Below are 13,867 nucleotides of genomic sequence, written 5' to 3' on the forward strand. Positions count from 1 at the left end.
GACACGCCGGCAGGACACCCGTGACGAACGGGCACGCGCGCGCAGGGCCACGCCACCACCGGCGTGGCCCTGCACGCGCGCATCCGCATCCGCACCCGTCGCAGTCCCCAGGGCCCCGGCCCCGTACGCGGACCTGGGCCGTGCGACCGCGCGACGAACCGGGCTGTCGGCGCGATCTCGTAGTCTTGGGCGCGTGCAGGAACTCCACGACGCCCCCCTCGCCCCGCTGACCACCTTCAGGCTGGGCGGCCCCGCCGACCGGCTCGTCACCGCGACCACCGACGCCCAGGTGATCGACGCCGTCCGCGAGGCCGACGACAGCGGGAACCCGCTGCTGCTCATCGGCGGCGGCTCCAACCTCGTCATCGCGGACAAGGGCTTCGCGGGCACCGCCGTCGTCGTCGCCACCAAGGGCTTCACCCTCGACGGCACCCGGCTGGAGCTCGCCGCGGGCGAGGTGTGGACCGACGCCGTCGCACGCACCGTGGAGGCCGGACTCGCCGGTATCGAATGCCTGGCCGGCATCCCCGGCTCGGCGGGCGCGACCCCCGTCCAGAACGTCGGTGCGTACGGCCAGGAGGTCTCCGCCACGATCACCGAGGTGGTCGCCTACGACCGCAGGACCCGCGAGACGGTGGTCCTCACCGGCGAGGAGTGCGGTTTCTCCTACCGCCACAGCCGTTTCAAGGCCGACCCCGACCGGCATGTCGTGCTCCGCGTCCGCTTCGGACTCGAGGACGCGGGCGGTCTCTCGGCTCCCGTCAAGTACGCCGAGACGGCGCGTGTCCTCGGCGTGTCGCCCGGCGACCGGGTCCCGCTCGCCGACGCGCGCGAGACCGTCCTCGAGCTGCGTGCCGGGAAGGGCATGGTCCTCGATCCCGAGGACCACGACACCTGGTCGGCCGGGTCGTTCTTCACCAACCCCGTCCTCACCGACGACGAGTTCGCCGCCTTCCACGCGCGCGTGCGGCAGCACCTCGGCGACGGCACGGAACCGCCCGCCTACCCCGCGGGGGAGGGCCACACCAAGACGTCGGCCGCCTGGCTGATCGACAAGGCGGGCTTCACCAAGGGATACGGCACCGGCCCCGCCCGCATCTCCACCAAGCACACCCTCGCGCTCACCAACCGCGGGGACGCCACCACCGAGGACCTGCTGGCACTCGCCCGCGAGGTCGTCGCAGGCGTCCACCGCGCCTTCGGGGTCACCCTCGTCAACGAACCGGTGACGGTCGGCGTCAGCCTGTAGAGACGCCGGCTCGCGTCAGCCCCGTCGGCGTGGCGAGCCAGTCGTCCACCCCCGACAGCAGCGTCGCCTTCGTCTCCTCCGGCGCCGCCGACGCGCGGACCGACTGCCGGGCCAGCTCGGCCAGCTCCGCGTCCGTGAAGCCGTGATGGTGCCGTGCGATCTCGTACTGTGCCGCCAGCCGCGAACCGAACAGCAGCGGATCGTCCGCGCCGAGCGCCACCGGGACCCCGGCGTCGTAGAACGTGCGCAGCGGCACGTCCCCGGGCTTGTCGTACACCCCGAGCGCCACGTTCGACGCCGGGCACACCTCGCAGGTCACCCCGCGTTCCGCGAGCCGTGCGAGCAGCGCGGGGTCCTCCGCCGCGCGCACCCCGTGGCCGATCCGGTTCGCGGCCAGGTCGTCCAGGCAGTCGCGGACCGAGGACGGGCCGGTCAGCTCGCCGCCGTGCGGGGCCGACAGCAGACCGCCCTCGCGCGCGATGTGGAACGCGCGGTCGAAGTCCCGTGCCATGCCGCGCCGCTCGTCGTTCGACAGACCGAAACCGATCACCCCGCGGTCCGCGTAGCGCACCGCGAGCCGGGCCAGTGTGCGGGCGTCCAGCGGATGCTTCATCCGGTTGGCGGCCAGCAGCACACGCATCCCCAGACCGGTGTCCCGTGACGCGCTCTCGACGGCGTCCAGGATGACCTCCAGCGTCGGGATCAGACCGCCGAGCCGGGGCGCGTAGGACGTCGGGTCCACCTGGATCTCCAGCCACCCCGAGCCGTCCCGCACGTCCTCCTGCGCCGCCTCACGGACCAGCCGCTGTATGTCCTCCGGCGTCCGCAGGCACGAGCGCGCCGCGTCGTACAGCCGCTGGAAGCGGAACCAGCCCCGCTCGTCCGTCGCCCGCAGTCTCGGCGGCTCCCCGCTCGTCAGCGCGTCGGTCAGCGCGTCGGGCAGCCGTACGCCGTGCTTGTCGGCGAGCTCCAGGACGGTGTCCGGCCGCATCGAGCCGGTGAAGTGCAGATGCAGATGGGCTTTGGGCAGTTCAGCGACATCACGTACACGCTCCATCCGAGGATCCTGCCGTACGCGACCGCCATCCCGGTAGCCGTTTCACCGTCCGTGGGATTGCTCGCACACCCGCTCGTATACCCGCCCGCGTACGTGTCCCCCGTGTACGCACCGGCCCGCGTACGTGCCCGCCGGTGCCCGCGTCTGTGCCTGTGCCCGTAGGGACACGCGCCCGTGGCCGCACACGCGCGCGGGCCGTCTGTCCCGGCTCGTCGAACCCGTCCGCGAAGGGCCCGTGGCCGCACACGCGCGCGGGCCGTCTCCCCGGAAGGACCTGGGGAGACGGCCCGCACGTGTACGTGTGCCGGACCCGTGTCAGTCCCGCGCCTCCGCCAGCAGCTTCTGGACGCGGCTCACGCCCTCGACGAGGTCCTCGTCACCGAGGGCGTAGGACAGCCGCAGATAGCCCGGCGTGCCGAAGGCCTCACCCGGGACGACCGCCACCTCGACCTCCTCCAGGATCAGCGCGGCCAGCTCGACCGTGTCCTGCGGGCGCCTGCCGCGGATCTCCTTGCCGAGCAGGGCCTTCACGGACGGGTACGCGTAGAACGCGCCCTCGGGCTCCGGGCAGATCACGCCGTCGATCTCGTTGAGCATCCGCACGATCGTCCGGCGGCGCCGGTCGAACGCCTCGCGCATCGTCGCGACGGCCTCCAGGTCACCGGAGACGGCGGCCAGGGCGGCGACCTGTGCGACGTTCGACACGTTCGACGTGGCGTGCGACTGGAGGTTCGTGGCGGCCTTGACGACGTCCTTCGGGCCGATGAGCCAGCCCACCCGCCAGCCGGTCATCGCGTACGTCTTCGCCACACCGTTGACCACGATGCACCTGTCGCGCAGCTCGGGCAGCAGGGCGGGCAGCGAGGTGAACGTCGCGTCGCCGTAGACCAGGTGCTCGTAGATCTCGTCCGTCAGCACCCACAGGCCGTGCTCCACGGCCCAGCGGCCGATCGCCTCGGCCTCCTCGGCGCCGTAGACCGCGCCGGTCGGGTTGGACGGCGACACGAACAGCAGGACCTTGGTCCTCTCGGTGCGTGCGGCCTCCAGCTGCTCCACGGACACGCGGTAGCCGGTCGTCTCGTCGGCGACCACCTCGACCGGCACGCCGCCGGCCAGCCGGATCGACTCCGGGTACGTCGTCCAGTACGGCGCCGGGACGATGACCTCGTCACCCGGGTCGAGGATCGCGGCGAACGCCTCGTAGATGGCCTGCTTGCCGCCGTTGGTCACCAGGACCTGCGCCGGGTCGACCTCGTAGCCGGAGTCGCGCAGCGTCTTCGCGGCGATCGCGGCCTTCAGCTCGGGCAGGCCGCCCGCCGGGGTGTAGCGGTGGTACTTGGGGTTCTTGCACGCCTCGACGGCGGCCTCGACGATGTAGTCCGGGGTCGGGAAGTCGGGCTCGCCGGCACCGAAGCCGATCACCGGACGCCCGGCGGCCTTGAGGGCCTTGGCCTTGGCGTCCACGGCGAGGGTGGCGGACTCGGAGATCGCGCCGATGCGCGCGGACACCCGGCGCTCGGTCGGAGGGTTTGCAGCGCTCATGGGGTCCATCGTTCCAGACCCGAAACGTCACCGGCACACAGGTTTCACGGACCGAACAGTTCGGGCAAAGGTTGAACATCCGTCCGGATCGGCGGCCCGGCCGGGGCGGTGTCCGGCTGTCCAGGGCCGGACCGGCACTTTCTGTTCGACGACCGGCGCCGGAGCACGTACACTCTCACCTCGTTGGCCTCCGACGGCCGAGATCGTCCGGTGCACACCGAGCACCCGGTCGGATGCGGTACGTTGGGGGAGCACAAAGGGTCGTAGCTCAATTGGTAGAGCACCGGTCTCCAAAACCGGCGGTTGGGGGTTCAAGTCCCTCCGGCCCTGCTACACACACCGCCAGGATGTGTGCACAAGGTACGTACTAGCGATGCACCGCCGTGCGGCTCCGACCGGGCGCGGCACGGCCACGACCCGGAATCAGGTGAGGACGTTATGACGGACGCCGTGGGCTCCATCGATACGCCTGATGCCCAGGACGAGCTCTCCGAGTCGACGCGGAAGAAGGCCCGCAAGGGCGGCAAGCGCGGCAAGAAGGGCCCGCTGAAGCGCCTCGGCACCTTCTACCGGCAGATCATCGCGGAGCTTCGCAAGGTCGTCTGGCCCACGCGTCATCAGCTCACGTCGTACACCACAGTGGTGATCTTCTTCGTCGCCATCATGATCGCCCTGGTGACCGTGATTGACTATGGGCTCAACCACGCGGCCAAGTACGTCTTCGGCTGAGTCCAGAGCGAAGGGCGCCGTGGTACCGGCGCCCCTTTTCGCATGTTCCATCTCTGTATCCAGGAAGAAGCAGCCATCGTGTCTGACCCGAACCTGAACCACGCCATCGAGCCGGACGAAACGGTCGATGACGAGCTCGACATCGTCGAGGGCTCGGACGAGCAGGACGAGTTCGAGGCTGCTGACGCCGAGGCGGGCAAGCCGGCCGAGGAGGACGCGCTGCACGTCGAGGGCGACGACGAGGACGAGGCGCTCACCGCCGAGGAGACGGACGAGGCCGCCGAGGAAATCGGCGAATCGGACGCCGACGAGAGCGAGATCGACGAGACCGAGACCGAGGCCGACGAGGTCGAGGCTGCCGAGACCGAGGAGCCGGCGGAGCCCGTCGACCCGGTCGCGGCGCTGCGCGACGAACTGCGCGCCCTGCCCGGCGAGTGGTACGTGATCCACACGTACGCCGGTTACGAGAACCGGGTGAAGACCAACCTGGAGCAGCGCGCCGTCTCGCTGAACGTCGAGGACTACATCTTCCAGGCCGAGGTGCCGCAGGAAGAGGTCGTCCAGATCAAGAACGGCGACCGCAAGACCATCCGCCAGAACAAGCTCCCCGGTTATGTCCTGGTGCGCATGGACCTGACGAACGAGTCCTGGGGCGTCGTGCGCAACACGCCCGGCGTCACCGGCTTCGTGGGCAACGCCTACGACCCCTACCCGCTGACGCTGGACGAGATCGTCAAGATGCTCGCCCCGGAGGCCGAGGAGAAGGCCGCCCGTGAGGCCGCCGAGGCCGAGGGCAAGCCGGTGCCGCAGCGCAAGGTCGAGGTCCAGGTGCTGGACTTCGAGGTCGGCGACTCGGTCACCGTCACCGACGGCCCCTTCGCCACCCTCCAGGCGACCATCAACGAGATCAACGCCGACTCCAAGAAGGTCAAGGGCCTGGTGGAGATCTTCGGCCGCGAGACCCCGGTCGAGCTGAGCTTCGACCAGATCCAGAAGAACTAGCTTCGCGGGCCCGTCGCCGGGCCTGCCGCAGCCGTCCTTCTGGACCCCTTGCTTCCGCGCAGGTCAGGTGTCGCTCACGCGTTCGCCTGACCTGCGCGGTTTTTGGCCGCGCATCCGTACCCGTTATCGTTGTGCGGTATGCCTGCGTCCGGGTGGTTCCCGGAAGCCGGCAGGACCCGAATGGAAAGGACCCGGAGAGCTATGCCTCCCAAGAAGAAGAAGGTCACGGGGCTCATCAAGCTCCAGATCAACGCCGGTGCGGCGAACCCGGCTCCGCCGGTCGGCCCCGCGCTGGGCCAGCACGGCGTCAACATCATGGAGTTCTGCAAGGCCTACAACGCCGCGACCGAGTCGCAGCGCGGTTGGGTCATCCCGGTGGAGATCACGGTCTACGAGGACCGTTCCTTCACCTTCGTGACCAAGACGCCGCCGGCCGCCAAGATGATCCTCAAGGCCGCGGGTGTCGAGAAGGGCTCCGGCGAGCCGCACAAGACCAAGGTCGCCAAGATCACCGAGGCGCAGGTCCGCGAGATCGCCCAGACCAAGATGCCCGACCTCAACGCCAACGACCTGGACGCCGCGTCGAAGATCATCGCCGGCACCGCCCGCTCCATGGGCATCACGGTCGAGGGCTGACCTCACCCCGTAGCAGTGACGCGGTGGTGACCGAAGCGCACCGCCGCACGTGGCAGGGCCTGCTCGGCCCGTACACCACGACTCCTCACAGAACACACAGGAGCAAGTTGTGAGCAAGCGCAGCAAGGCTCTCCGCGCTGCGGACGCCAAGATCGACCGGGAGAAGCAGTACGCCCCGCTCGAGGCCGTCCGTCTCGCCAAGGAGACCTCCACGACCAAGTTCGACGGCACCGTCGAGGTCGCCTTCCGCCTGGGTGTCGACCCGCGCAAGGCCGACCAGATGGTCCGTGGCACCGTGAACCTTCCGCACGGCACCGGTAAGACCGCCCGGGTCCTGGTCTTCGCGACCGGTGACCGTGCCGAGGCCGCGCGTGCCGCGGGCGCCGACATCGTCGGTGCCGACGAGCTGATCGACGAGGTGTCGAAGGGCCGTCTGGACTTCGACGCCGTCGTCGCCACCCCGGACCTCATGGGCAAGGTCGGCCGCCTCGGCCGCGTCCTCGGCCCGCGTGGTCTGATGCCGAACCCGAAGACCGGCACCGTCACCCCCGACGTCGCCAAGGCCGTCACCGAGATCAAGGGCGGCAAGATCGAGTTCCGCGTCGACAAGCACTCGAACCTGCACTTCATCATCGGCAAGACGTCCTTCGAGGACGCCCAGCTGGTGGAGAACTACGCCGCGGCGCTGGAAGAGATCACGCGTCTCAAGCCGTCCGCCGCCAAGGGCCGGTACATCAAGAAGGCCGCCATCAGCACCACCATGGGCCCCGGTATCCCGGTGGACTCGAACCGCACCCGCAACCTCCTCGTCGAGGAGGACCCGGCCGCCGTCTGAGCCCCGCGCTCCGACCGGTAGCCGCGTCAGGGACGCGACAAAAAGGGACGGGCCCCGCAACCTTCCGAGGTGCGGGGCCCGTCTTTTCCTGTGTTCGCGTTGTCAGTGCCGGGTGCCAGGATGCACGGCACGGCAATCTCCCAGAGGTGGCAGGGATGACAGGGGCGGGAAGAAGCATGAACGGCACGGCAGCACGGCGCGCGGGTCTCTCGCTGGCGGTGGTGACCGCCCTGACGGGCGTGGCCGCCTGCTCCTCCGGAGCCGCCACGGGCTCCGCGGAGAACGGCAAGGCCGCTCACAAGGGCACCACGCACGTCAGCCCGATCAGCGCCCTCCGCTCCGCCGAGCGGTCCACGGACAAGGCCGACTCCGCCCGGGTCGAGTCGTCCGTCGTCATGGGCACCCTGATGTCCATGACGGGTCACGGCTCCCTCGCCTGGGGCGACGGCCTCACCGGCTCGCTGACCCTCACCTACACCGGCGGGACCACCGCCGAGACGATGCGCAGCCTCGGCAACACGACCATGGAGGCCCGGTACCTGCCGGACGCGTACTACGCGCACATGGGCGACGCCTTCGCCCGGCAGGCCGGCGGCAAGCACTGGATCCGGTACGCCTACCAGGACCTGGCGGACCTGGCCGGAGGCTCCGGGGCGTATCTGAAGGACCAGATCCAGAACACCACCCCGAACCAGTCGGTGAAGCTGCTGCTGGCCTCCGGCGACGTCAGGAAGACCGGTCAGGAGAAGGTGCGCGGCGTCGCCACCACGCACTACTCGGGCACCGTGAACCTCGCGGACCTCGCGGGCAGGACCTCCGACCTCACCGCCGCCCAGATGGAGAGTCTCAAGAAGCAGCTCACCCAGGCCGGTGTGGAGACCGAGCGGGTCGACATCTGGGTGAACGCGGACGATCTGCTGGTCAAGAAGACCGAGCAGGCCGACACGGCGAACGGACGGATGACCCAGACCGCGTACTACAGCGACTACGGCGTCAAGGTCGACGTCCGGAAACCGCCGGCGGGGGACACCGAGGACTTCAAGGCGCTGATCGGCAAGCAGGGCGGCACGGGCACCGGGACCGGCACAGGGCTGTGAGAGGGGCGGCTCCACCCGGCCCCGGAAACGGGACACCCCGGAAACGGGACACCCCGGAAACGGGACGTCCGCGGAAACGGGACACCCTGGAAACGGAACGCCGCCCGAAACGGAACGCCCCCGGCGCGGGAGCGCCCCCGCCTCCGGAGAGCACGCGAACGGATTTGCTTGACAGCGATTCGTTCGCGTACCCTCCTGAAGAAGCCAAAGACCGCTGGTCGTTGCCGCGTGCTCCCACGAGGACGCGGTGGCCGAAGGATCCGCTGACTGCGGACGACCCGCGCAGGTGACTGTGGATGTGCTCCCGGAGATCGCCACCGTAGAGGTGTGCGACCAGCCGGTCGAGCCACGCCCCGTGCGCCTGCGCCGGGGCGTTTCGTTTTCCCCAGACCTCCTTCGGGCCCGCGCGGTCAGAATCACCCGGAAGGAGGCCGAGGCTCTATGGCGAGGCCCGACAAGGCTGCCGCGGTGGCCGAGTTGACGGACCAGTTCCGCAACTCCAACGCCGCCATGCTGACCGAGTACCGCGGTCTCACCGTGGCGCAGCTCAAGACGCTGCGCCGGTCGCTCGGTGAGAACGCCCAGTACGCCGTGGTGAAGAACACGCTGACCAAGATTGCGGCCAACGAGGCCGGGATCACCACGCTGGACGACCTGTTCAACGGTCCGACGGCTGTCGCCTTCATCACCGGTGACCCGGTGGAGTCGGCGAAGGGTCTCCGTGACTTCGCCAAGGACAACCCGAATCTCGTCATCAAGGGCGGTGTCCTTGACGGCAAGGCGCTGTCCGCCGACGAGATCAAGAAGCTTGCGGACCTCGAGTCCCGTGAGGTTCTGCTCGCCAAGCTGGCGGGCGCGTTCAAGGGCAAGCAGACCCAGACTGCGCAGCTCTTCAAGGCGCTCCCCTCGAAGCTCGTCCGCACCGTGGACGCGCTCCGTGCCAAGCAGGACGAGCAGGGCGGTGCCGAGTAACTCGGCTCGCTTTCTGATCCTCGCCGCCTGAGGCGAGGGTCGGTGCGGGCCCGACGTACGCCCGCCACACCCCGTACACCCGGCACCTGCCGAATTAGTGGAAGGACCGCCATCATGGCGAAGCTCAGCCAGGACGACCTGCTCGCCCAGTTCGAGGAGATGACCCTCATCGAGCTCTCCGAGTTCGTGAAGGCCTTCGAGGAGAAGTTCGACGTCACCGCCGCCGCCGCGATCGCCGCCGCGCCCGTCGGCCCGGCCGTCGCCGCCGAGGCCGAGGAGGAGAAGGACGAGTTCGACGTCGTCCTCACCGGCGCCGGCGACAAGAAGATCCAGGTCATCAAGGTCGTGCGCGAGCTGACCTCCCTCGGCCTGAAGGAGGCCAAGGACCTGGTGGACGGCGCCCCGAAGCCCGTCCTCGAGAAGGTCAACAAGGAGCAGGCCGAGAAGGCCGCCGAGTCCCTCAAGGGCGCCGGCGCCTCCGTCGAGGTCAAGTAACACCTCCCGGGGTCCGGCAGGACCCCACGGGCTTCACCGAGGCCCGAACGGGGCCCGCTGGGGCTTCCGGGGTCCGCTGGGACCCACGGAGCCCCAGCGGGCCCCTCCGCATGCCGGGACCGGCTCGTGAGGGGTTTTCCCGAAGGGGCCCGGGAGCCTGTCCCGGGAAGCCTGTAACGCGGACGCACCGAGGAGCGATCATCCATCCGGGTGGTCGCTCCTCGGCATGTCCGGGGGCCGGTGGCGGCAGCCCAGGACGGGCGGTTTCGAGGGGTAGGGTGATCTTCGCCGGGCCCCCGGCCCCGCTGGTGGCGGCGGGGCACGTGACGAGCGCGGCAGCCGGTTCGGGCAAGGAGGGCCTTGACGAACCGCACGCGGCGCGCAATTCTCAGGACGCGTCGTCACAAGGATCCGAATCCGAGGCATGGATCGACGACGAAGAGGGCAGTATCACCGTGCATTGAGAGCGGCATGCCGAGGGCGTTGAGGACGACGAGGGTCTCGCGAAACCCGCACTGGACATCAGTGTGCCAAGTGGCTACACTGACCCTTTGCGCTGCCTGTTAGCTGTCCCCTGCCCGTCACCAGGGGCATGCCCTCCCTCGAGCATCGACGTCCGGACCGTATCCGACCTGGCCTTTCGGCTGATTCGGAAGAGGTCTCTGTGGTGCACGGGAGAGGGGCCGGTACGCGCGTAGTGAGTCCGAGCCCTCGGAAGGACCCCCTCTTGGCCGCCTCGCGCACTGCCTCGACCGCGAATACGAACAACGGCGCAAGCACCGCCCCGCTGCGCATCTCCTTTGCAAAGATCAAGGAGCCCCTCGAGGTTCCGAACCTTCTCGCGCTGCAAACCGAGAGCTTCGACTGGCTGCTCGGCAACGCGGTCTGGAAGGCTCGCGTCGAGGAGGCCCTGGACAACGGTCAGGACGTCCCCACCAAGTCCGGCCTCGAGGAGATCTTCGAGGAGATCTCCCCGATCGAGGACTTCTCCGGGTCGATGTCGCTGACGTTCCGCGACCACCGTTTCGAGCCGCCGAAGAACAGCATCGACGAGTGCAAGGAGCGCGACTTCACCTACGCCGCGCCCCTGTTCGTGACGGCCGAGTTCACCAACAACGAGACCGGCGAGATCAAGTCCCAGACCGTCTTCATGGGCGACTTCCCGCTCATGACGAACAAGGGCACCTTCGTCATCAACGGCACCGAGCGTGTCGTGGTGTCGCAGCTGGTCCGTTCCCCCGGCGTCTACTTCGACTCCACGATCGACAAGACGTCCGACAAGGACATCTTCTCCACCAAGATCATCCCGTCCCGGGGTGCCTGGCTGGAGATGGAGATCGACAAGCGCGACATGGTCGGCGTCCGCATCGACCGCAAGCGCAAGCAGTCGGTCACCGTCCTCCTGAAGGCGCTCGGCTGGACGAACGAGCAGATCCTCGAGGAGTTCGGCGAGTACGAGTCCATGCGCGCCACCCTGGAGAAGGACCACACCCAGGGCCAGGACGACGCGCTGCTCGACATCTACCGCAAGCTGCGCCCGGGCGAGCCCCCCACGCGTGAGGCCGCGCAGACGCTGCTCGACAACCTGTACTTCAACCCCAAGCGCTACGACCTCGCGAAGGTCGGCCGCTACAAGGTCAACAAGAAGCTGGGCACGGTCACCGGGCTCGACGCCGGCGTCCTGACGGTCGACGACATCATCGCCTCGATCAAGTACCTGGTGAAGCTGCACGCGGGCGAGACCGAGACGACCGGCGACAACGGCGACACGGTCGTCGTCGAGACCGACGACATCGACCACTTCGGCAACCGCCGTCTGCGCAGCGTCGGCGAGCTCATCCAGAACCAGGTCCGCACGGGTCTGGCGCGGATGGAGCGCGTCGTGCGCGAGCGCATGACCACGCAGGACGTCGAGGCGATCACGCCGCAGACCCTGATCAACATCCGGCCGGTCGTCGCCTCCATCAAGGAGTTCTTCGGCACCAGCCAGCTGTCGCAGTTCATGGACCAGAACAACCCGCTGTCGGGTCTGACGCACAAGCGGCGTCTGTCCGCGCTCGGCCCGGGTGGTCTGTCCCGTGAGCGGGCCGGCTTCGAGGTCCGTGACGTGCACCCGTCCCACTACGGACGCATGTGCCCGATCGAGACGCCCGAAGGCCCGAACATCGGTCTGATCGGCTCGCTCGCCTCCTACGGCCGCGTCAACGCGTTCGGCTTCGTCGAGACGCCGTACCGCAAGGTCGTCGACGGCCAGGTCACCGACGAGGTCGACTACCTGACCGCCGACGAGGAGGATCGCTTCGTCATCGCCCAGGCCAACGCCGGCCTGACCGAGGACATGCACTTCGCCGAGGCCCGCGTCCTGGTCCGCCGCCGCGGCGGCGAGGTCGACTACGTCGCGGGTGACGACGTCGACTACATGGACGTCTCGCCGCGCCAGATGGTGTCGGTCGCGACCGCCATGATCCCCTTCCTCGAGCACGACGACGCCAACCGTGCCCTCATGGGCGCGAACATGATGCGCCAGGCCGTGCCGCTGATCCGCTCCGAGGCCCCGCTCGTCGGCACCGGCATGGAGTACCGCTCCGCCGTCGACGCCGGTGACGTGGTCAAGGCCGAGAAGGACGGTGTGGTCCAGGAGGTCTCCGCGGACTACATCACCACCGCCAACGACGACGGCACGTACATCACGTACCGCCTCGCCAAGTTCTCGCGCTCCAACCAGGGCACCTCGGTCAACCAGAAGGTCGTCGTCAACGAGGGCGACCGGATCATCGTGGGCCAGGTCCTGGCCGACGGTCCGGCCACCGAGAACGGCGAGATGGCCCTCGGCAAGAACCTGCTCGTGGCGTTCATGCCGTGGGAGGGTCACAACTACGAGGACGCGATCATCCTGTCGCAGCGCCTCGTGCAGGACGACGTCCTCTCCTCGATCCACATCGAGGAGCACGAGGTCGACGCCCGTGACACCAAGCTCGGCCCCGAGGAGATCACCCGGGACATCCCGAACGTCTCCGAGGAGGTCCTCGCCGACCTCGACGAGCGCGGCATCATCCGTATCGGTGCCGAGGTCGTCGCCGGTGACATCCTCGTCGGCAAGGTCACCCCCAAGGGCGAGACCGAGCTGACGCCCGAGGAGCGCCTGCTGCGCGCGATCTTCGGTGAGAAGGCCCGTGAGGTCCGTGACACCTCGCTGAAGGTGCCGCACGGCGAGATCGGCAAGATCATCGGCGTACGCGTCTTCGACCGCGAGGAGGGCGACGAGCTGCCGCCGGGCGTGAACCAGCTGGTCCGCGTCTACGTCGCGCAGAAGCGCAAGATCACCGACGGTGACAAGCTCGCCGGCCGGCACGGCAACAAGGGTGTCATCTCCAAGATCCTGCCGATCGAGGACATGCCGTTCCTGGAGGACGGCACCCCGGTCGACATCATCCTCAACCCGCTGGGCGTGCCGTCCCGGATGAACCCGGGACAGGTCCTGGAGATCCACCTCGGCTGGCTCGCCAGCCGCGGCTGGGACGTCTCCGGTCTCGCCGAGGACTGGGCGCAGCGCCTCCAGGCGATCGGCGCCGACCAGGTCGCCCCGGGCACCAACGTCGCGACCCCCGTCTTCGACGGCGCGCGCGAGGACGAGCTCGCGGGTCTGCTGCAGCACACCATCCCGAACCGGGACGGCGAGCGCATGGTGCTCCCGTCCGGCAAGGCGCGGCTGTTCGACGGCCGCAGCGGTGAGCCGTTCCCGCAGCCGATCTCGGTCGGCTACATGTACATCCTGAAGCTGCACCACCTGGTGGACGACAAGCTCCACGCCCGCTCCACCGGCCCCTACTCGATGATCACCCAGCAGCCGCTGGGTGGTAAGGCGCAGTTCGGCGGTCAGCGCTTCGGCGAGATGGAGGTGTGGGCCCTCGAGGCCTACGGCGCCGCGTACGCCCTCCAGGAACTGCTGACCATCAAGTCCGACGACGTGACCGGCCGCGTGAAGGTCTACGAGGCCATCGTCAAGGGGGAGAACATCCCCGAGCCCGGCATCCCCGAGTCCTTCAAGGTGCTCATCAAGGAGATGCAGTCGCTCTGCCTGAACGTGGAGGTGCTGTCCAGCGACGGTATGTCCATCGAGATGCGTGACACCGACGAGGACGTCTTCCGCGCGGCGGAGGAGCTCGGCATCGACCTGTCCCGGCGCGAGCCGAGCAGCGTCGAAGAGGTCTGACGGGAGTCCGGGAGCCTTCCCCGTGAAGGCTCCCGGCCCC

Annotated in this window: 12 protein-coding genes and 1 tRNA gene; 11 read left to right on the forward strand and 2 right to left on the reverse strand. The window is 68.9% G+C overall.

Annotation, left to right across the window (positions count from 1 at the left end):
• Nucleotides 1-193: 193 nt before the first annotated feature.
• The gene (locus ABZ862_RS03540; RefSeq protein WP_360951582.1) at nt 194-1,249 is read left to right on the forward strand and encodes a UDP-N-acetylmuramate dehydrogenase; all 1,056 of its coding nucleotides are present in this window, start codon (nt 194-196) and stop codon (nt 1,247-1,249) included.
• Here ABZ862_RS03540 and ABZ862_RS03545 read toward each other — a convergent pair.
• Together ABZ862_RS03545 and ABZ862_RS03550 are read right to left on the reverse strand one after the other, a co-directional pair.
• The gene (locus ABZ862_RS03545; RefSeq protein WP_360951585.1) at nt 1,239-2,306 is read right to left on the reverse strand and encodes an adenosine deaminase; all 1,068 of its coding nucleotides are present in this window, start codon (nt 2,304-2,306) and stop codon (nt 1,239-1,241) included. The two genes, ABZ862_RS03540 and ABZ862_RS03545, sit on opposite strands and share 11 nt — an antisense overlap.
• 315 nt (nt 2,307-2,621) lie before the next feature.
• Nucleotides 2,622-3,848, reverse strand: a complete 1,227-nt coding sequence (locus ABZ862_RS03550; RefSeq protein ID WP_360951588.1) for a pyridoxal phosphate-dependent aminotransferase — start codon at nt 3,846-3,848, stop codon at nt 2,622-2,624.
• Between the two features lie 257 nt (nt 3,849-4,105).
• On the opposite strand from ABZ862_RS03550, the gene ABZ862_RS03555 reads away from it, so the two are divergent.
• From ABZ862_RS03555 to rpoB, 10 genes are all read left to right on the forward strand, one after another.
• Nucleotides 4,106-4,178: transfer RNA gene (locus tag ABZ862_RS03555), tRNA-Trp, on the forward strand.
• A gap of 108 nt (nt 4,179-4,286) precedes the next feature.
• Nucleotides 4,287-4,577 carry a preprotein translocase subunit SecE gene (gene secE / locus ABZ862_RS03560; protein WP_360951591.1) on the forward strand — a complete coding sequence of 97 codons (291 nt, stop codon included), beginning with the start codon at nt 4,287-4,289 and terminating at the stop codon, nt 4,575-4,577.
• A gap of 78 nt (nt 4,578-4,655) precedes the next feature.
• Complete coding sequence (nusG, locus tag ABZ862_RS03565; RefSeq protein ID WP_360951594.1) at nt 4,656-5,579, forward strand: transcription termination/antitermination protein NusG; 924 nt, start codon at nt 4,656-4,658, stop codon at nt 5,577-5,579.
• Nucleotides 5,580-5,780: 201 nt separating this feature from the next.
• Nucleotides 5,781-6,215, forward strand: coding sequence for a 50S ribosomal protein L11 (gene rplK / locus ABZ862_RS03570; protein ID WP_031167035.1), 435 nt, complete (start codon nt 5,781-5,783; stop codon nt 6,213-6,215).
• A gap of 109 nt (nt 6,216-6,324) precedes the next feature.
• The gene (gene rplA, locus ABZ862_RS03575) at nt 6,325-7,050 is read left to right on the forward strand and encodes a 50S ribosomal protein L1 (protein WP_360951598.1); all 726 of its coding nucleotides are present in this window, start codon (nt 6,325-6,327) and stop codon (nt 7,048-7,050) included.
• A gap of 176 nt (nt 7,051-7,226) precedes the next feature.
• Nucleotides 7,227-8,147, forward strand: coding sequence for a hypothetical protein (locus ABZ862_RS03580; RefSeq protein WP_360951601.1), 921 nt, complete (start codon nt 7,227-7,229; stop codon nt 8,145-8,147).
• A 441-nt stretch (nt 8,148-8,588) separates the two neighbouring features.
• Entirely contained in the window at nt 8,589-9,119 is a 531-nt protein-coding gene (rplJ, locus tag ABZ862_RS03585; protein ID WP_360951604.1) for a 50S ribosomal protein L10, read from the forward strand.
• Between the two features lie 114 nt (nt 9,120-9,233).
• Nucleotides 9,234-9,614, forward strand: a complete 381-nt coding sequence (rplL, locus tag ABZ862_RS03590; RefSeq protein ID WP_360951607.1) for a 50S ribosomal protein L7/L12 — start codon at nt 9,234-9,236, stop codon at nt 9,612-9,614.
• A gap of 278 nt (nt 9,615-9,892) precedes the next feature.
• A complete protein-coding gene (locus ABZ862_RS03595) occupies nt 9,893-10,078 on the forward strand; it encodes a hypothetical protein (protein WP_360951610.1) in 186 nt (61 codons plus the stop codon).
• A 263-nt stretch (nt 10,079-10,341) separates the two neighbouring features.
• Entirely contained in the window at nt 10,342-13,827 is a 3,486-nt protein-coding gene (gene rpoB / locus ABZ862_RS03600) for a DNA-directed RNA polymerase subunit beta (protein ID WP_360951614.1), read from the forward strand.
• Nucleotides 13,828-13,867: the final 40 nt, after the last annotated feature.

This window comes from Streptomyces sp. NPDC047000, from assembly GCF_040644295.1.
In the GTDB taxonomy this organism is placed as follows: domain Bacteria; phylum Actinomycetota; class Actinomycetes; order Streptomycetales; family Streptomycetaceae; genus Streptomyces.

Excerpts from the sequence above, each read along its gene's own strand:
- ABZ862_RS03545 (WP_360951585.1), bottom strand. The coding sequence starts at position 2,306 with ATGGAGCGTGTACGTGATGTCGCTGAACTGCCCAAAGCCCATCTGCAT.
- ABZ862_RS03550 (WP_360951588.1), bottom strand. The coding sequence starts at position 3,848 with ATGAGCGCTGCAAACCCTCCGACCGAGCGCCGGGTGTCCGCGCGCATC.
- secE (WP_360951591.1), top strand. The coding sequence starts at position 4,287 with ATGACGGACGCCGTGGGCTCCATCGATACGCCTGATGCCCAGGACGAG.
- rplK (WP_031167035.1), top strand. The coding sequence starts at position 5,781 with ATGCCTCCCAAGAAGAAGAAGGTCACGGGGCTCATCAAGCTCCAGATC.
- ABZ862_RS03580 (WP_360951601.1), top strand. The coding sequence starts at position 7,227 with ATGAACGGCACGGCAGCACGGCGCGCGGGTCTCTCGCTGGCGGTGGTG.
- rplJ (WP_360951604.1), top strand. The coding sequence starts at position 8,589 with ATGGCGAGGCCCGACAAGGCTGCCGCGGTGGCCGAGTTGACGGACCAG.
- rplL (WP_360951607.1), top strand. The coding sequence starts at position 9,234 with ATGGCGAAGCTCAGCCAGGACGACCTGCTCGCCCAGTTCGAGGAGATG.